Here is a 17148-nt window from a genome sequence, read left to right on the forward strand (position 1 = left end):
CGGGGTCGGGGCCGCGTCGCCGTCGTCGCCGGCAGGGGCGCCGGCCGACGAGCCGGCGGCGCTGGGGCCGGCGCCGGTCGGGCCGGGGGTCGGCTGCGGGGCCGTGCCCACGTCGTCGAACGCGTCGCGCTTGAAGGTGTCGTCGTCGGGGCTGGGGGAGAACGGCACCCAGCCGGGGCCGTCGAAGTAGACCTCGGGCCAGGCGAACGCGTCGGCCCCCGTGACGAGCCGGGACCCGTCGTCCTGGGAGGTGCCGGGGCGGAAGCCGACGACCACCCGGCTGGGCAGGCCGTTGGCGCGCGCGACCAGCGCGAAGGCCGTGGCGAACTGCTCGGAGGTGCCGACGCGCGCCCCGGGCTCGCCCGGCTTGCCCACCAGGAACGCCTCGATGCGCCACATCGCGGAGCCGGAGATCGCGCGCGGCGAGAGCTTCGCGTCGCCGCGGATCTCGTCCTGGATCGCGGTCGCCTGCTCGTACGGCGTGCGCGCCCCGCGGGTGACGCGCGCGGCGTACTCGCTGAGGGCGAAGGGCAGCTCGGGGAGCTCGAGGTAGCGGCCCACGCCGCGGGTCGGGACCGACGCGGCGGCGAGCGCGGCGTCGGGCGGGTCGTCGAAGGTGCCGGTGATCTCGTAGCCGAGCCCGTCGGTGTCCTCGGGGGTGTAGACCGTGCCGGTCGTCGGGTCGACGAGGGCGTCGCGGTCGCTGACCAGGCGGGGACGCCCCGGCGAGGGGAGCCAGCCGCCGGCGAGCTCGTCGAGGGCCACCTCCACCGTGGCCTCGGAGACGCGGTCGCCGTCCGGGAGCGCGCGGTCGCCGCCGGTGCCGAGCGGGGCGAACCGCGTGGCGGCGGTCCACTGCCGGCCGTCGTAGCGCTCGAGCGTCACCAGCCGCAGCGGGACCTCGTCGCCGCGCACGCGCAGCAGCTCCACCCCCGGGTTGACGGCCCAGGCGCCCAGCTGGGTGAGCGGGCTGCTCGCCACGACCTCGAGCAGCGGCGGGTCGACCAGCTCGCGCGGCTCGAACGGGTCCTGCGCCGGCAGCGTCGCGACGGCCGCCAGCAGCCCCACCCCGACGACGGTCAGCGGTCCGGCGACCGCGAAGCGCTGGCGCACCGGCTCGCTGTGCTCGTCGAGGAAGACCCAGCCCAGCAGCGCGGTGACCAGGATCAGCACGGCGACCAGGCCCCACGGGTCCGCGTCGCCGCCGGTGAGGAGCATCCCGCCGACGTAGAGGACGGCGGCGCCCAGGACCGGCTCGACCTTGCTCGTGCTGTCGACGCGCAGGCCGGTGAACAGCGACACCAGCGCGGTCAGCAGCAGCGGGCCCACCAGGAGGTCGGGGGCGACGGCGTAGGGCCGCGGGGCGGTCAGCAGCCGCGGCACCACGTCGCGCACGGTCTGCGACAGCGAGAGGTCGGCACCCGAGGTGGCGAGGTAGGCCGCCAGCGTGGTGAGCAGCACCAGCACCGTGGTCGCGGCCCAGCGGGACACGCCCAGGCGCAGCACGGCGCGCAGGACCAGCAGCGGGACGACGGCGGTGAGGACGAAGCCGAGGGTGACCAGGACCCGGTCCCAGGTGGAGGCGAGGACGATGCTGCCCAGGACCAGGAGCATCAGCGGCCAGGCGAGCCGGGCCGCGGCCTTGAGCACGCTCACCGGGCCATCGCCTCGTCCCAGCCCGAGGCCAGCGACTCCGAGGAGGCGCCGCGCAGCACCAGCAGCCCGACCTCCTGGCTGGCACTGACCAGGGGCTTGGGGTCGACCACCATCACCACGCGGCTGGGCGCGGCGCCCAGCGCGAGCGCGAGCTCGCGCAGGTCGGCCGCGGCCCCGGTGACGGCGACGACGACGTCCAGGTCGCGGGCGCCGAGCGGGGCGGGCGGGTAGACGGGCGCGACGCCGATCTCGGCGAGCAGGTAGTCGAGCTCCTGGGCCTGGCGGCGCGGCTGACGGGTCGCGGAGCCGGGCACCACCACCTCGTGGAGCCCGCTGGTGGTGCGGAAGCGGACGGGGTTGCCGGCCTCGATGGCCACGCGACAGAGCCCGGCGGCGAGCTCGACGGCCTCCTCGAACTGCTCGGCCGACTCGTCGATGTCGCTGTAGGCGATGCGCCGGTCGTCGAGCAGCACGCAGACGTGCGGCTCGGACGGCTCGGCGTCCTCGCGCACCATCAGGGTGCCGGACCGCGCGCTGGTGGCCCAGTGCAGGCGGCGCAGGTCGTCGCCCATGGAGTACTCGTGCAGGCCGACCAGGTCGGTCCCGCCGTGCTCGACGCTGTCGTCGCCGCCCGAGGCGGCCCGCCGGTGGCCGCGGGGGAGCGAGGTCACCGGGACCTGCCGGGGGAGCACCCGGACCTCGTCGAGGCCGCCGGCCTCGGTCGAGCGCGCCGCCATGCCGGTCAGGCCGTAGCGGCGCAGCTGCACCGGCCCGACCGTGATCAGCCCACGGCGCGGCGTCGCGATGGGGTAGGACACCGACGCCGCGGACCGGGCCTCGTCCTCGCCGATGCGGTCGGGCAGCGAGATCGGGACGAGGGAGCCGTCGACGAGGTCGGCGGCGTCGATGCGGACCAGCCCGCGCCGCCGGCGACCGAGCACGCGGAGCATGCCCTCGCAGGCGCCGTGCCGGACCACGACGCGGGGCGCGACCTCACGCCGTACGTCGAGGCCGGTCGAGCTGAGCACCGAGACCACCTCGACCGCGACCAGGAGCAGCAGGCAGCCGCCGAGCCCGGCCACCAGCGGGTACTGCCACTTCAGGCCGGCGACGAGGAGCAGGATCGCGAGCGCCGTGGTCGCCCGCCCACGGGTCGTGGTGGTCCTCCAGAGGCGGAGCATCGCTCAGCCGGCGTCCGGCTGGGGTGGCTGGACGGTCTCGACGACCTCGTGCAGCACCGACTCCTGCGTGTGGCCGGCGAGCACCGCGTCGCGCCCCAGCACGGTGCGGTGGGCCAGCACCGGCTCGGCGAGCCGCTGCACGTCGCTCGGCACGACGTAGTGGCGCCCGCGCGCGGCGGCGTAGACCTGCAGGCAGCTGACGAGCGCGCGCAGGCCGCGCGTGCTCGCGCCGAGCCGGACCCGAGGGTCGTGGCGCAGCGCGACCCCGATCTCGCGCACGTAGCGCAGGATGGGGTCGGCCACGTGCAGGTGCTGGAGCTGGTCGGAGACCGCCGCGACCTCCGCGGCCGTGGTGACCGGACGCACCTGGTCGACGTGGCCGGCGGTGCTGCCCGGGCGCAGGACGTCGATCTCGTGCTCGGCGTCGGGGTAGCCCAGCGCGGTCCGGACCAGGAAGCGGTCCAGCTGCGCCTCGGGGAGCCGGTAGGTCCCGTCGAGGTCGATGGGGTTCTGCGTCGCGACGACCAGGAACGGCGCGGGCACCGCGTGCCCGATCCCGTCGACGGTGACCGTGCGCTCCTGCATGACCTCGAGCAGCGCGGACTGGGTCTTGGCCGCCGCCCGGTTGATCTCGTCGGCGAGCAGCACGTTGGTGAACACCGGGCCGCGCCGGAAGCGCACCTGCCCGTCGCGCGGGTCGAAGACGGTGGTGCCCGTGACGTCGCTGGGCAGCAGGTCGGGGGTGAACTGGATCCGGCTGACCTCGCCGCCCAGCGCCTGCGCGACCGAGCGGGCCAGCGTGGTCTTGCCGGTGCCCGGCACGTCCTCGAGCAGGACGTGGCCGCCGGCGAACAGCGAGACCAGGACCAGGTCGATCACCGAGCGCTTTCCGTGGACGGCCTGCTCCACGGCGTCGCCCAGGCGCTGGTGGAGCTGGCGGAACCCGGCGATGTCCTGCTCGGTGGGCGCAGCAGGGCTGGCGAGTGCGGTCACGGTCGTCCTCTCGGTGGGGCGGGTGCCGGCCCGGTCACGAGGCCGGAGGCGTCAGGGGATCTGGCAGTTCTGGCAGAGCGTCGCCTGCTCCGTCACCCACGTGTAGCGCCTGCTGGTCGCGGTGCCGTTGGCGTTGTTGGCGGTGAAGACGATCGAGTGCGTGACCTTCCCGTCCGCCGGCCTGCGAATGTAGTCGTTGTTGACGTTGACCCGCAGCGTGGTTGCGTTGCAGGCCACCGGCCCCGTGTCGACGCCGGCCTTGTTGCCGTTGTGGGTCCACTCGCAGGTGCCGCTGAAGCCGGCCCAGTCGGCGGGCGGGCTGAGGCGCAGCGTCGTGACGCCGATGCCCTCGCGGCTGTCGCCGCTCCACGTGGTCGCGGCGCTGTCGACGAGGTCGGCGTTGTTGGCGGGGAGCGGCGGAGCCGGCTGGGCGGGCCCGGCGCCGGTGGCGGTGCCCTCGGGACCGGCGCCCCGCTCGTTGCTCGCGATGACGCTGAGGGTGTAGTCGCCCCCGATCGGGCACGCGGGGTCGACGCTGTAGTCGCAGGACCAGGAGACCTGGGCGGTGCGGCCGCTGCCGTCCGTCGAGGCGGTCTGCACGCCGTTGGGCGTGGAGACCGTGACGTCGTAGCGGCCGACGGGGGACCCGTTGGGCTCCGCGGCGCCCCACCGGACGTTGACGATGTAGGTCTGGATGTTGCCGTTGGTCTCGTAGCGGGCGTCGCCGGTCACGTTGGACGGCGCCCCGGGGCGGCCGCTGGTCGACACGTTGTTGCTCGGGCTGGACTCCGCCTCGTTCGTCGGCGAGACGGCCGTGACCACGAAGGAGACCGACCGGCCCGGCGCGACCTCGACGATCGCCTGGCGGTTGGCGCCCGGGACGGTGGCCACGTCGGCCCCGCCGGCGACGCTGATGTCGAACTCGGTGGCCGCCGGACCGGCGTGGGCCCAGGTCACCTGGACCTGGCCCTCGGCGACCTGCTCGGCGCGCACCCCGGTGGGCTTCTGCATGACGAGCGCGGGCGCCTCGCTGGGGGCGATCGGGCCGGGGTTGGTCGTGCCGCCACCGCCACCGTTGCCGCCGCCGCCGCCGCCGTTGCCGCCGCCGCCGCCGCCGCCGTTGCCGCCGCCGACGCCGTTGCCGCCACCGCCGTTGCCGCCGTTGCCGCCGTTGTTCCCGCCGTTGCCGCCGCCGGCGGTGCCCTGGCACCTGCGCCGGCAGCCGCCGTTCGGGGTGCCGGTGGCGGTCGGGGGGCGCACGCCGGTGCCCTGGTTCTCCTCCTGCTCCTCCTCGCCCTCGTCGGGGTCGACCTCGATGTTGGTGACCTCCTCGGTCTCCTCGATCGGGTCGTTCTGCAGGACGTCCTCGACGACGCCCTCGTCGGCCCGGGCGGCCTCGTCGACCGAGGTCGGCACCGTGGCCGGCACGCTGTCGTCGTAGCGGACCATCGAGGTCATCGAGCCGTCGCCCTTGACGACGGTGCCGCTGCTGGAGCCCGGGGCGTTGATGATCAGGTTGTCGTCGTCGAGGACCAGCTCGGGGGTGTCGGTGCCGGGGGTCGGGATGTCGGCCCCGGCCCGGTTGCCCTCGCGGTCGAGCTGGACGACCTTCCCGTCGCCGGGGCACGGGACGTAGACGCGCTCGCGGAAGACCTCGGGGGTGGCCGGGGAGGCGCAGTCGATGGAGGTGACGTCGACCTCGCGGATCCCGTCGGGCGAGGCGATGACCACGGTCCCGGTGTCCGGGGCCGAGACCGGCACGATGTCGGAGGGCGAGGTCTCGGGAGCCAGCAGCTCGCCGGAGAGCTTGGGGGCATCGGCGGTCAGCTCGTGGTCGGTGCCCACCTGGGCGACCATCCCGGAGTCGGGTCCGAAGATCGTGGCTCCACGGTCGTGGGCGACCAGGACGGAGCCGTCGCCGCTGTTGTCCACCATCTGGGTGCTGCTGGCGGCGAAGGCGCGGTCGCTGCGCGACCAGCGCAGCTCGCTGAGCTCGCCGTCGTCGTCGAGGGACCAGACCGCTCCGCTGCCGTCGACGGCGGCGTCGGCCAGGCCGTTGGGCGAGACCCAGATGGCACCGACGGCGTCGAGGCTCACCGGGTCGACCGAGGCGATCGTGGAGGCCTCGTCGTCGACGAGGTAGACCTCGCCGTCGTGGGTCAGCGTGTGCATCGTGCCGTTCTTGGACACCCGGCGCTGGCCCGAGACCAGGATGCTGGTGAGGTCGAAGGACATCAGGTCGCCGGTGGTGTGGTTGGTGACGAAGAGCCGGCCGTCGTACTGGGCGAGGCCCAGGGCGTCGCCCGGCTCGCCGACCTTGACCCGCAGCTCGGGACGGCCGGTGGCGGGGTTGACCTGGATGACCTCGCCGGTCGGCTCGTCGCCGATCCAGGTGAGGCCGTCGGCGATGTCGACCGCCGTGCGGCTCAGGCCGTTGCCGAAGAAGACGCCGGCGACCAGCGAGGCCGTGACCACGACCACCGAGAGCTCCGCGGCGCCCTTGGCGTGACGCTCGCGCCGTGCGAACAGGTTCGTGAGCTTGCTCATGCCGTGGTCACTCCTTCGTCCGAGACCTGGGCGGTCAGCAGCTGCGCCACCCAGGAGGTTCCGCCGTCGCACCAGACCCCGCGTCCGGGACCCGTCAGGGGCTCTGTCGTCTTGGTCGGGACCGAGGCGCCGAAGATGTCGCCGTCGGCCCACTCCGCCTGGAGCAGGAAGCCGCGGCGGCCGCGCTTGGCCGTGTCGACGTAGCCCTCCGGACCGCCGCGCTGCTTGGCCTGCGCGGTGTCGGTGGTCACGACGAGGGAGAGCCGGTGCGCCTGGGCGGCGCCCAGCTCGAGCAGTCGCGTGCGGGCCGTGCGCTGCGCCTCGTCGGCGGTGCAGCGCGCGTCCCAGAGGTGGGCGTCGTCCACCAGCACCAGGCACCAGGCGGCCGGGTCGTCGCCGTGCTCGGCGAGCCAGGACTCGACCCGGGCGGTCGTGGCGACGGAGTCGGCCTCGCGCACGACGTGGGGGGCGCGGTCGCCGCGGGCGACCAGCGCCTGCAGGCCGTCCAGCGCGGAGGTGCGCCCGGACCTGGCGCGTCCGGCCACCAGGACCGGTCCGCCGCGGAGGTCGACCTCGATGACGGCGACGGCCTCGGCGTCGACGCCGATCGCGACCCGGGTGCCGGTGGGAGCGGGGAGGGCGGCCTGGTCGAGACGGGACGGCATGGCCGGGATCGGGGCGGCGCCACGGCCGCGGACCTTGGGCTCCAGCAGGTCGCCGATCTCGCGGATGCGCTCGGCCTGGGCGGGGGTGCCTGCGCCGCCGGTGGTCGCGATCTGGACGGTGCGCTTGCCGAGGAGGCCGCTCCCGGGCACCGAGTCGGGGTCCAGGACGTTGCCGGGGACGCCGAGCATCAGGTAGTCGTCGGAGGTCGTCATGCGCAGCACGAGGCGCCGCCCGAACGTCGAACCGAGCGCCGTGGGGACACCGGTCCGGCCCGGAGCGGTGGCGATCACGTGGATGCCGACCCGACGACCGTTCTGGAGCACGGTCTGGAGTTTCTCCACATGTGCGGGCGCTACACCTCCTGAGGACTCCAAATTCTCGACGAGTGCCGGGAGGTTGTCGATGACGACGTAGACGCGGGGCAGCGGGTGGCCGCTGCGGGCGAGGTCCTCGACGTCCGCGCAGCCCCGGTTGGCCAGGGCCTGGGCCCGGTCGTCCATGGTGCGGCGCAGCAGCCGGATCAGGCGCAGCACCCGGCCCTGCTGGGCGGCCGGGATGATCGCCTCGACGGTCGGCAGCCCCGAGATCGCGGCCAGGCCGCCGCCGGCGTAGTCGATGCCGTAGACGTACGGCGCGACGCCGTGGCGGCCGTAGGCGTCGCTGACGGAGGCGTTGAGCACGGCGGTGCGCAACAGCTCGGTCTTGCCCGAGCCGGAGGCGCCGTGCACCAGGACGTGGCCGATGCTGGCGCAGTCGAGCACCAGCTCGGGCTGGCGCTGCGCCTCGGGCTCGTCGATCCGGCCCAGGGACAGCTGGCCGCTGGCACGCCCGGTGACCTCCTCGACCATGGTGCTCGGGTCGATGAGGAGCTCCTGGGGCAGCGCCGGCAGCCACGGCTGGGCCGGGTCGGGCAGGCCGGAGGCGGTGAAGGCCCGCCCGATGGTCTCGACGCAGCGCTCCAGGTCGGTGCGGGGGTCCAAGCGCGCCTCGACGCCCGACTCGGGCCGGATGCCGCTCGCCGCGCTGAAGGGGTTGACCACGACCGGGACCTCGGTGCCGGCGAGGGCCTGCCGGGCCCCCGTCCAGGCCGACTGCACCAGCTCGGCGGTGCCGTGGCCGGTGCGCCGGATCCAGGCCCGCCCCGGGGTGCGCCGCGAGATGCGCGCCGCCTCGGGGCTGTCGATCACGTCGCGCGAGTCGTCGGCCGAGGAGACGCGCAGCGAGATGCGCAGGTCGGCGTTGGCCTTGATGTTGCCCGTGACCACGCCGGCGGGCCGCTGGGTCGCCAGCAGCACGTGCATGCCCAGCGAGCGCCCGCGCTGGGCGATGTTGACCATCCCGTCGACGAACTCCGGCACCTCGGAGGTCAGCGCGGCGAACTCGTCGACGCAGATGAGCAGGCTGGGCGGGGCCACGTCGGGGCGCTCCCGCTCCAGCTGGACGAGGTCCTTGACGCCGTACTGGCCGAGCAGGTGCTCGCGAGCCGCGATCTCCGCGCCGAGCGAGGTCAGCGCGCGGGCGACCAGGGCCGGGGTCAGGTCGGTGATGTAGCCGACCGTGTGGGGCAGGTCGGCGCACTCGCGGAACGCCGCGCCGCCCTTGTAGTCCACGAGCAGGAAGCTGATCCGCGAGGGCGGATTGTTCAGCGCCAGCGAGCAGATGAGCGACTGCAGCAGCTCGCTCTTGCCCGAGCCGGTGGTGCCGGCGACCAGGCCGTGCGGGCCGTCCTCGCGCAGGTCGATGGTGACGACGCCGTCGACGCCGGAGCCGATCTGGGCCCGCAGCCCGGCGCTCTGCAGCCACCGGCGGCCGACGACGTCGGCGTCGTCGAGGTCCTCGAAGTCGCTGCTGACCTCGGAGAGCCGGATGACCGAGGGGATGGCGGTGCTGGGCGGCAGCACGGCCGCCTCGTCGACGTACCCGGTCATCATCCGGGCGGCGCGCCAGGCGAAGTCGAGGGACGCGGCGTCGGCGGTGTCGATGCGGGCGATCCCCATGCGGTCGGCCTTGCCGACGATGCCCGAGGAGAGGTCGACCAGCAGCGAGGTGGCCGCCGGGACCTCCGCGGCGGAGCGCCCGAGCCAGACCAGGTGGATGTTCTTCTCGGCCGCGACCCCGGCGACCGCCTCCACGGTCCGCCGCGCGATCCCGGCCTCCTCGTCGACGAAGCAGATGGTGTGGCCGCGCTGGCCGTCCTCGGTGACGAGGTGGTCCAGGAGCACGGTGGCCGCGCGCGCGCCCACGGCGACCGGCGGCTCGCCCCCCACGCGGGTGGCGGCGTGGGGCAGCCAGCGCAGCCAGGCCTCGTGCCCGGCCCGCTCGCGGCCGAAGCAGCCGGCGACCGAGAGGTCGGTGGGGGAGTGGTCGAAGGCCAGGCGCAGCATCATCGAGCGGACCAGGTCGTCGACCTCCTGCGGCTCGCCGGTGACCGCGATGACGGGGTGCTCGGTGATGTCCGCGAGCACCGGCATGTCCGCGAGGCTGTCGCGCTCGGCGAGCTCCTCGGCGACGCCGCGGCGCACCGTGCGGTCGCCGCCGTCGCTGATCGCGCCGCGCAGCATGGCCGGGACCGTGCCGATGCCGAGGCGGGTCACGAGGAAGGCCTGCCGGCTCTCGCTGCGCGCCCACAGGTAGGGGTCGCGGGCCGCGGCCCGGGTGCGCAGGGTCTCCGCGTCGGGGTAGTCGTCGTGGAACTGCTTGCGCTGGGCGACCGCGGCGGCGTCGATGGTGGTGAGGAAGTCGTCGACGTCGACGCGCCAGGCGTCCAGGTCCTCCTGGAACTGCTTCTCCGCTGCCCGCTTCTGCTGGCGCCAGCCCAGGAAGCCGAGCACCGGCCAGGCCAGCATGTAGATGAGGGCGTACGACGAGCGGGCGCGGGCGAACAGCGCCAGCCCCATGACCATCGGCAGCGCGAGCATCGCCCACGGCAGCGGCGACGGGCGGTTCTTCGTCGGGGGCGAGGGGATCTCGAGGACGGCCTCGGCGAGCGGGTCACCGAACCGCGGCGAACGGAACACCGACACGGCCGGGACCTCGGTGGGCACCTCGCCCGGGTCGATGACCAGGGTGCTGCGGCCCAGTCGGATCGGGGTGCCCCAGTCGATCTCGCGTCCGGACACGATGCGCTCGCCGGCGACGATGGTGCCGTTGGCCGAGCCCTCGTCGTAGATCGTGGGTCGGGTGCCGAGCACGATCCGGGCGTGGCGCTGGGAGACGAGCGGGTCGGTGAGGCGCAGCGAGCAGCTGGGCGCGCGACCGAGGGTGAGCGAGTTGCCGCGGACCTGCAGGCGCTGGCCGCGGTCGGGGCCGTCGGTGACGCGGACGACGGCGCGGGGGCGCGCGGTGCTGCTCGCGCGCGACAGCCAGGAGGCGGGGGCGGAGACGACGTCGAGCAGGTCGCCGGTGCGCAGCCCGCACTCGGCGACGAGCCGGTCGGCGGGCCACGGGTGGGAGCCGTCGACGGGCACCATCAGCAGGTGCGGCTGGTCGGGGGCGACGTGGCGCCCGAAGGCGCGGGCGAGGTCGGCGACGGTGGCGTCGGAGCGAGCCTGCACCGCGACGTCGACCGAGGGCAGGCCGGTCTCGGCGGCCGCTCGGAGCGAGAGGGTCCAGGTCTGCATCGCTCGTCCTTCCTCGCAGGGATCGGGGGTGGGGCGGAGATGGGGCGGAGATGGGGCGGAGACGGGGTGGAGACGCGCGTGACGGCCGCCAGGCTTGCGCCCGGCGGCCGTCACACGGCGGGCGCGGTCAGTTGGAGACCGTCTCCTGCTCCTGCGCCTGGTTGTTGATCAGGGTGGAGAACTCCTGCAGCGACGCGGTCACCTTGCTGAGCATGGCCACGTAGTCGGACTTCCAGGTGTCGCGGGTGCGGTCCGCGTCGGGACCGATCCACTCGAAGCCGTCGATGACCTGCGTCATGCGGCCGCTCAGGGCCTCGAGCTCCTGCGAGCCCTGGTTGATCTGCTGCGAGGCCTGACGGCCCGCCTCGACATCCATACCCTTCATGGCCATGGTTCTTCTCCTTGTGTGGTGGGTGCTGTGTGTACTGCGGTCGGGTTAACGGTTGGTGCGGGTGGGTCTGTGGTGGGTCAGTTGCCCATGCGGCTGCGCACGTGGGCGGTCGCCTCGGCGGCGGTGATGACGCCGTTGCGGTTCACGTCGAGCTCCCGGTTGGGCCCGTAGGCCCGGTCGCCCTGGGTGAAGAGCGCCTCGTTGCCCGAGGCCGGGTGGCCCGCGAGGATCGAGGTGTAGACGCTCTCCAGGTCACCGAGGTGGCCGCGGTGCGGCTCGAAGTACTTCTCGACGTAGGTCAGCTGCTCGACGGGCGACATCTGGGCCAGCGCCGAGGTGGTGGTGCCCATGCCCTTCGCGGTCGAGTCCATGAACTGGATGAGCCCCGTGGCGCTGCTGCGCGGGTTGCGCACGTCGCTGGCGAAGGTGCCGCCGGTCTCGAAGCTCATCGCGGCCATGATGTGCTCGGGCTGGGCCCCGAGCCGCTGGGCCATGCCCTCGACGCCGCGCAGGAACTCCGGGGTGACGTTGGGGTTGCCCTTCACGCCGGTGATCTGCTGGTAGTCGTAGCCGGCCGGCGAGGTGTAGCCGGAGCCGGCCTGCACCGCGAGGGGGTTGTCGGCGCGGTAGGCGTCGAACGCGGCCTGCGTGTTGGGGCCCCACTGGCCGTCGGCGCCGCGGGTGTCGTAGCCGGCCGCCGTGAGCCGCTCCTGCAGCTCGGTGACCTGGGCGCCCGAGGAGCCGCGGCCGTTGCTGCCGGCCAGGGAGTCGATCTTCGGGTCGCCGCCGCCACCCGTGCGTCCGGCGAGTGCCGCACCGCCCAGGCCGAGCGCCGCCGCGCCACCGGCGATGCCGGCCGCGGCGCCGTAGGAGGTGCCGTTGTCCGACGACGGCGTCGCGCCGTCGGAGCCCGAGCCGAGGCCCGAGGAGGAGCCGAGCTGCTCGGCACCCGGGGTGGCGCCGCCCAGGCCGCCGTCGGCGACCGGGCTGCTGTGGCCGCCCACGCTGCCGGCGTCGGTGGAGCCGATGGTCGAGCTGCCGAGCTCGGAGCCGGAGCCGCCGCCCGTGCCGCCGCCGGAGCCGCCGCTCGCGCCGCCGCCGCTGAGGCCGCCGCCCCCGCCGCTCAGGGCGTCGTTGCCGGAGACGGGGAACGTCAGCCCCTCCCGGGGGAAGGCGTCCGTGGTGCCGCCCGTCGCGCCGGCCGGGACGGTGCCGGTGCCCAGGGCGCCGCCCGTGGTGCCGGTGCCCGCGGCGCCGGAGGACGAGCCGTCGATGCCGGTCATCGGGGTGGTCAGGGTCGGGGCGGGGACGGTGGTGGTCGTGGTGGTCGTCGTGCCGTCCGGGCTGACGGTGGTCGTGGTGGTCGTGGCGCCCGCGTCGGGGGTCCCCACCTGGGGGCCGCCGACGATCGGCTCGCCGTCGTACGGCGTGATCGGCGCGGGGAGGCCGGCCGGCGTCTGGTAGCTCGGCAGGGAGCCGTAGTCGACGCTGCCGCCCTCGCTGGCCTGGTCCTGGGCGTCGGCCTGGGAGCCGAGGACCTTGGCGAACATGCCCAGGGCCATCGAGATCTTCTGGAGCCAGGGGAGGACGACGGACTCGAGGTACTGCGCGTAGGCCGCGCTCGCCCCTCCGCTGAAGAACGAGGCGGCGCGGAGCAGGGCGATCAGGGCCTTGAGGTAGGTGATGACCTGGTCGACGACCTCCTTGCCGTCCTCGAACTCCTGGCCGACCTCCCTGAGCTCATCGGTGTCTGCCCCGAGGAACGCCATCGCCGTCTCCTTGTGTCCTGGTCCCGGTGGTCACGCCGGGCCCGTGCTGGTCTGATGCCAGGACGTTAGGCAGGAGCGAGGCCCGCGGTCGAGAGCGCGGTGGGTGGAAACTTCCGCCCTGTCGGCCCTCCCGGACGGGTGATCTCCGCCGTCGTGGGCGGCCCCGGCCACGGATCCAGGAGCGCGGGCCCGGAAATGCCGCTGACCCGCCAGAGAGGTCTCTGACGGGCCAGGGGGACGTGGCCGGGCTCGGCGGCCCGGAGGGTGACGCTAGGAGCTCGCGGCGTCCTGGCGGTCGGCGTGCTCGTTCAGGACGCGGGCCTGGGAGTCGATGGCCTCCGCGGCGTTGTTGGCCTGCGGGATGAAGTGGCTGGACATGTCGTCCTGGAACTGGTCCTTGTCGCTGCCGATCCAGCTGGTGGCGGCCACGCGGGCGAACAGCTTGCCGCAGACGCCGGCCACCTGACCGGCGTGCGAGCCCATCTCCCCGGACACCTGGCGGGCGTACTCGGTGTCCATGCCCTGCATCTGGTTGCTCATGTCGTTCTCCTTCTCGCGCTGCCTGGCTCGGTGGGTCCTCCTGGGAGGCTAGGCACGGCGGGAGGGGGGCGGCTAGGTCGCGAGGGGTGGAACCTTCCGGGCCGAGACGGCCCGCTCGACCTCCTCGAGGTCCTCCACGGTCACCAGCCGGACCTCCGCGGTACGGCGACCGATGGCGAAGCGGACGTTCTGGGCGCGGCCGGCGCCGGCGCGGAACGGGTCGTCCTTGGGGCCGAAGGCCAGCGAGGAGATGGAGCGGATGGCGTCGTCGACCCGCTGGGCGCGCTCGAGGTTCCAGGCGTAGGTGTGCCAGTGCAGCACCCGCTCGTAGATCTCGCGGTTGGACGGGGGGCGCGGGTAGTCGTCGGTGCCGGTGAGCCACGGCTCGGCGAGCGCGAGGGCGACGTACCACTCGCGGGAGAGCTTGGGCAGGCGGGGCGCGGGCGCCGTGGCGGTCGCGTCGACGTCGGCGTCGTGCTCGGACTCGGGCGGGCGGCGGCGGGCCTCGGGGTCGGGCGTGGAGGAGGAGACGTCGATCTCGATCGACAGGTCGTCGAAGACGTCGGCCGAGACCTGGCGCCCGCGCATCACCTGCAGCTGGTTCTCGCCCTCGTCGAGGAGCAGCGACATGCCCTCGGCGAGGGTGACCCGGCGGGCCCCACCGGGGGCGTCGAAGAGGCTGGAGACCTGCGTCTCCCCGGAGCCGTGCCACCGCAGCCGCGCGATCTCCTCGCCGACGACCAGCTCGCCCAGCAGCCGGGAGACGTGCGGGGCGCATCGGGGCAGGTCGATCGCAGTGGTGCGCAGGCTCTCGTCGGGGTCGTCCTCGGGCACGGCGTGGTGCGGGGAGCGTCCGAACAGGAGGGTCTCGCCCGACCCGAGAGTCACGGTCGGGAGTCCCGAGCCGCGCAGTGTCACCCGCAACATGAGCGGAGTGTCCCACAGGCGGGTGTCGGCGGAGCCCCTCCACGGTGGCCTCCTGGTTGCCTGCGGGTGGCCGTCATCCGACCAGCGACCCGGCCGCGACCGCGCCCGGCTTCGTGACCGACAGGACGGCTCGCTTCCGCCGCAGCCTCGGCCATATAGTGCACGACTGTTCACCGAATGGCTATGCTGCCTGCCGTGACGACCATGCCCCGCACTGCCTCCGCTGCCGCGACGGGGCCGGGCGTGCTCGACGCCCTCTCGCTGCTCTCGGAGGTGACCGGTGAGCTCGTCGTCAAGAGCGCCCGCGACACCCACCTCGCCGTCGCTGACCGGGTGGGCCGGCTCGCCGGCCTGGGCTCCGGCGGCGCCACCGCCCTGCCCGACCGGGTGCACCGCGGGATCGCCGGCGCGGTCTACGGCGGTCTCTCGGCCGGGCTCCGCGCGGCGTCGGTCGGTCTCGACCGGCTGGGTGCCACGGGCATGGGGCCGCGCCTGGAGGAGGGGCCGCGGGGCCGGTTCGTCAGCTCCTCGGTCAACGGCCTGATCGGGGACCGGCTGGTGCGCGAGCGCCCGCACCTGGCGATCCCGATGGCGGTGCGCGCCGGGGGACGCGACGTCGAGCTCACCGGGGCGTCGCTGCGGGCGGCGTACCCCGACGCCGCGGGGCGGCTGGTGGTGTTCATGCACGGCCTCTGCGAGAACGAGTCCTACTGGGAGCTGCACCGCGACCGCACGGGCACGACGTACGGCGAGGCGCTGGCGGGCCGCGGCTGGTCGCCGGTCTACCTGCGCGCCAACACCGGGCTGTCGCTGCGGGAGAACGGCGTGGCCCTCGCCGCGCTGATGCAGCGCGTCGTCGACGCGTGGCCGGTCCCGGTCACCCGCGTCGCCCTGGTCGGGCACTCCCTGGGCGGCCTGGTCATCCGGGCCGCCGGCGCCGTCGCCGCCGAGCCGCCGGAGTCGGGCGAGCCCTGGGCGGAGCGGATCTCCGACGTCGTCACGCTGGGCACCCCCCACCTCGGCGCCCCCATCGCGTGGGGCATCGGCCACGGCAGCCGGGGGCTGTCGCTGCTGCCCGAGACCGCGGCGTTCGGACGGATCCTGGACTGGCGCTCGGTGGGGGTCCACGACCTGGTCGCCGGCATGGGCGAGGACGTCCCGCCGCTGCCGCACGCGCGCTACCGGCTGGTCGCGGCCACGCTCACCGCCTCGCAGCGCCACCCGGTCGGGCACGTCGTGGGGGACCTGCTCGTGCGCCCGCGGTCGGCGTACGGCCGGGACCGGCGCGGGGGAGAGCTCTTCCCGGGCGCCGACGTCCTGCACCTGGGTCGCACCGACCACTTCGGCCTGCTCAACCACCCGGACGTGCACCGGGCCCTGGAGGAGTGGCTGGCCTGAGCCCGGTGGTGGGCCCGGGAATCTGCTGTCGGCGAACAGGGGCGGAATGCCCGTGGAAGTGTCGGCGCTTCGGGCTAGTGTCGGCGACGTGACCCAGAACCCCAGCCACTCCTTCGAGCCGGCCGCGCCCCAGATGGGTGGCGGCGGTGGGCTCAACGTCCTCGACGACCACATCTACCAGCGGCTGCTGCGCGAGCGCATCGTGTTCCTCGGCTCCGAGGTGCGCGACCAGAACGCCAACGCGATCTGCGCCCAGCTGCTCCTGCTCTCCGCGGAGGACCCGGAGACGGACATCTTCCTCCACATCAACAGCCCTGGTGGCTCGGTGGACGCCGGCATGGCGATCTACGACACGATGAACTACATCCCCAACGACGTCGCGACGGTCGGCATGGGCCTTGCCGCGTCGATGGGCCAGTTCCTCCTGTGCGCCGGCGCCAAGGGCAAGCGCTACGCCCTGCCGCACGCGCGGATCATGATGCACCAGCCCTCCTCGGGCATGGGCGGCTCCGCGTCCGACATCAAGATCCAGGCGCAGCAGTCGCTGCACATCAAGAAGGTGCTGCTCGAGCTCATCGCCGAGCACACCGGCCAGACGGTCGAGCAGATCGAGACCGACGCCGATCGCGACCGCTGGTTCACCGCCGACCAGGCACTCGAGTACGGCCTGGTCGACCAGGTCATCAAGAGTGCCCGCGAAGCCGCCGACGACGGCCGCCCGGCGCGGCAGAAGGACTGATCGACATGAACTACTACATCCCGCAGTGGGAAGAGCGCACCTCCTACGGCTTCCGGCGGATCGACCCCTACGGCAAGCTGTTCGAGGAGCGCATCATCTTCCTCGGCACGCCGATCTCCGACGACATCGCCAACGCCGTCATGGCGCAGCTGATGTGCCTGGAGTCGATGAACCCCGACCAGGACATCCAGATCTACATCAACAGCCCCGGTGGCTCCTTCACCGCGCTGACCGCGATCTACGACACGATGCGCTTCATCACCCCCGACGTGCAGACCGTGTGCCTGGGGCAGGCGGCCTCGGCGGCCGCGATCCTGCTCGCCGCCGGCGCGCCGGGCAAGCGCATGGCGCTGCCCAACAGCCGGATCCTGATCCACCAGCCCTACACCGAGGGCACGTTCGGCCAGACCTCCGACATCGAGATCCAGGCCAACGAGATCCTCCGGATGCGCGAGCTGCTGGAGAAGATGATCAGCGAGCACTCCGGCCGGTCGATCGAGGAGGTCAGCCGCGACATCGAGCGCGACAAGATCCTCACCGCCGAGCAGGCCATCGAGTACGGCCTGATCGACACCGTCCTGGACTCCCGCAAGGCCTCGACGCTCGCGCTGACCTGAGCCGACCGGCCGACTGGACCTCCAGCCGGCCGTCCGGCCAACTCGTCCCGAGGCTTCCCGTGTCCGTCCCCCCGTCGGGGGCGGCACGGGGTACCTTCGGATGG

The 17148-nt window shown here is 74.0% G+C and carries 12 protein-coding genes; 3 read left to right on the top strand and 9 right to left on the bottom strand.

Annotated elements, in window-relative coordinates:
* From IRQ30_RS21340 to IRQ30_RS21380, 9 genes are all read right to left on the bottom strand, one after another.
* The coding region (locus IRQ30_RS21340) for a transglutaminaseTgpA domain-containing protein (protein WP_193614885.1) at positions 1-1656 on the bottom strand (1656 nt) is incomplete at its 3' end.
* The gene (locus IRQ30_RS21345) at positions 1653-2837 is read right to left on the bottom strand and encodes a DUF58 domain-containing protein (protein WP_193614886.1); all 1185 of its coding nucleotides are present in this window, start codon (positions 2835-2837) and stop codon (positions 1653-1655) included. The genes IRQ30_RS21345 and IRQ30_RS21340, both read right to left, overlap by 4 nt.
* Before the next feature lie 3 nt (positions 2838-2840).
* Complete coding sequence (locus IRQ30_RS21350; protein ID WP_193609288.1) at positions 2841-3830, bottom strand: AAA family ATPase; 990 nt, start codon at positions 3828-3830, stop codon at positions 2841-2843.
* Positions 3831-3881: 51 nt separating this feature from the next.
* Positions 3882-6377 carry an NHL repeat-containing protein gene (locus tag IRQ30_RS21355; RefSeq protein WP_193614887.1) on the bottom strand — a complete coding sequence of 832 codons (2496 nt, stop codon included), beginning with the start codon at positions 6375-6377 and terminating at the stop codon, positions 3882-3884.
* The gene (locus IRQ30_RS21360; RefSeq protein WP_193614888.1) at positions 6374-10663 is read right to left on the bottom strand and encodes an FtsK/SpoIIIE domain-containing protein; all 4290 of its coding nucleotides are present in this window, start codon (positions 10661-10663) and stop codon (positions 6374-6376) included. The genes IRQ30_RS21355 and IRQ30_RS21360 overlap by 4 nt, the downstream gene beginning before the upstream one ends.
* Before the next feature lie 127 nt (positions 10664-10790).
* On the bottom strand, positions 10791-11054 hold the full coding sequence (locus tag IRQ30_RS21365; protein WP_134738405.1) for a hypothetical protein: 264 nt from the start codon (positions 11052-11054) through the stop codon (positions 10791-10793).
* A 77-nt stretch (positions 11055-11131) separates the two neighbouring features.
* The gene (locus IRQ30_RS21370) at positions 11132-12823 is read right to left on the bottom strand and encodes a peptidoglycan-binding domain-containing protein (protein ID WP_193614889.1); all 1692 of its coding nucleotides are present in this window, start codon (positions 12821-12823) and stop codon (positions 11132-11134) included.
* Between the two features lie 270 nt (positions 12824-13093).
* Entirely contained in the window at positions 13094-13363 is a 270-nt protein-coding gene (locus IRQ30_RS21375) for a hypothetical protein (RefSeq protein WP_134738407.1), read from the bottom strand.
* A 72-nt stretch (positions 13364-13435) separates the two neighbouring features.
* Positions 13436-14290 carry a BAR domain-containing protein gene (locus tag IRQ30_RS21380; protein WP_193609284.1) on the bottom strand — a complete coding sequence of 285 codons (855 nt, stop codon included), beginning with the start codon at positions 14288-14290 and terminating at the stop codon, positions 13436-13438.
* Positions 14291-14494: 204 nt separating this feature from the next.
* Here IRQ30_RS21380 and IRQ30_RS21385 point away from each other — a divergent pair, with 204 nt between their 5' ends.
* The 3 genes from IRQ30_RS21385 to IRQ30_RS21395 all read left to right on the top strand — a co-directional run bounded on the left by IRQ30_RS21385 (position 14495) and on the right by IRQ30_RS21395 (position 17044).
* Entirely contained in the window at positions 14495-15688 is a 1194-nt protein-coding gene (locus tag IRQ30_RS21385; protein WP_227467940.1) for an alpha/beta hydrolase, read from the top strand.
* A gap of 133 nt (positions 15689-15821) precedes the next feature.
* A complete protein-coding gene (locus IRQ30_RS21390) occupies positions 15822-16427 on the top strand; it encodes an ATP-dependent Clp protease proteolytic subunit (RefSeq protein ID WP_193609296.1) in 606 nt (201 codons plus the stop codon).
* A 5-nt stretch (positions 16428-16432) separates the two neighbouring features.
* On the top strand, positions 16433-17044 hold the full coding sequence (locus IRQ30_RS21395) for an ATP-dependent Clp protease proteolytic subunit (RefSeq protein WP_134738410.1): 612 nt from the start codon (positions 16433-16435) through the stop codon (positions 17042-17044).
* The last annotated feature ends 104 nt before the right edge of the window (positions 17045-17148 follow it).

Origin of the sequence: Nocardioides lijunqiniae (assembly GCF_015024225.1) — a bacterium.
GTDB classification, from domain to species: domain Bacteria; phylum Actinomycetota; class Actinomycetes; order Propionibacteriales; family Nocardioidaceae; genus Nocardioides; species Nocardioides lijunqiniae.

Bases quoted from the DNA above. Each gene is read 5' to 3' on its own strand.
- IRQ30_RS21380 (WP_193609284.1), bottom strand. From the start codon at position 14,290: ATGTTGCGGGTGACACTGCGCGGCTCGGGACTCCCGACCGTGACTCTC.
- IRQ30_RS21365 (WP_134738405.1), bottom strand. From the start codon at position 11,054: ATGGCCATGAAGGGTATGGATGTCGAGGCGGGCCGTCAGGCCTCGCAG.
- IRQ30_RS21390 (WP_193609296.1), top strand. From the start codon at position 15,822: ATGGGTGGCGGCGGTGGGCTCAACGTCCTCGACGACCACATCTACCAG.
- IRQ30_RS21345 (WP_193614886.1), bottom strand. From the start codon at position 2,837: ATGCTCCGCCTCTGGAGGACCACCACGACCCGTGGGCGGGCGACCACG.
- IRQ30_RS21385 (WP_227467940.1), top strand. From the start codon at position 14,495: ATGCCCCGCACTGCCTCCGCTGCCGCGACGGGGCCGGGCGTGCTCGAC.
- IRQ30_RS21355 (WP_193614887.1), bottom strand. From the start codon at position 6,377: ATGAGCAAGCTCACGAACCTGTTCGCACGGCGCGAGCGTCACGCCAAG.
- IRQ30_RS21370 (WP_193614889.1), bottom strand. From the start codon at position 12,823: ATGGCGTTCCTCGGGGCAGACACCGATGAGCTCAGGGAGGTCGGCCAG.
- IRQ30_RS21360 (WP_193614888.1), bottom strand. From the start codon at position 10,663: ATGCAGACCTGGACCCTCTCGCTCCGAGCGGCCGCCGAGACCGGCCTG.
- IRQ30_RS21395 (WP_134738410.1), top strand. From the start codon at position 16,433: ATGAACTACTACATCCCGCAGTGGGAAGAGCGCACCTCCTACGGCTTC.
- IRQ30_RS21375 (WP_134738407.1), bottom strand. From the start codon at position 13,363: ATGAGCAACCAGATGCAGGGCATGGACACCGAGTACGCCCGCCAGGTG.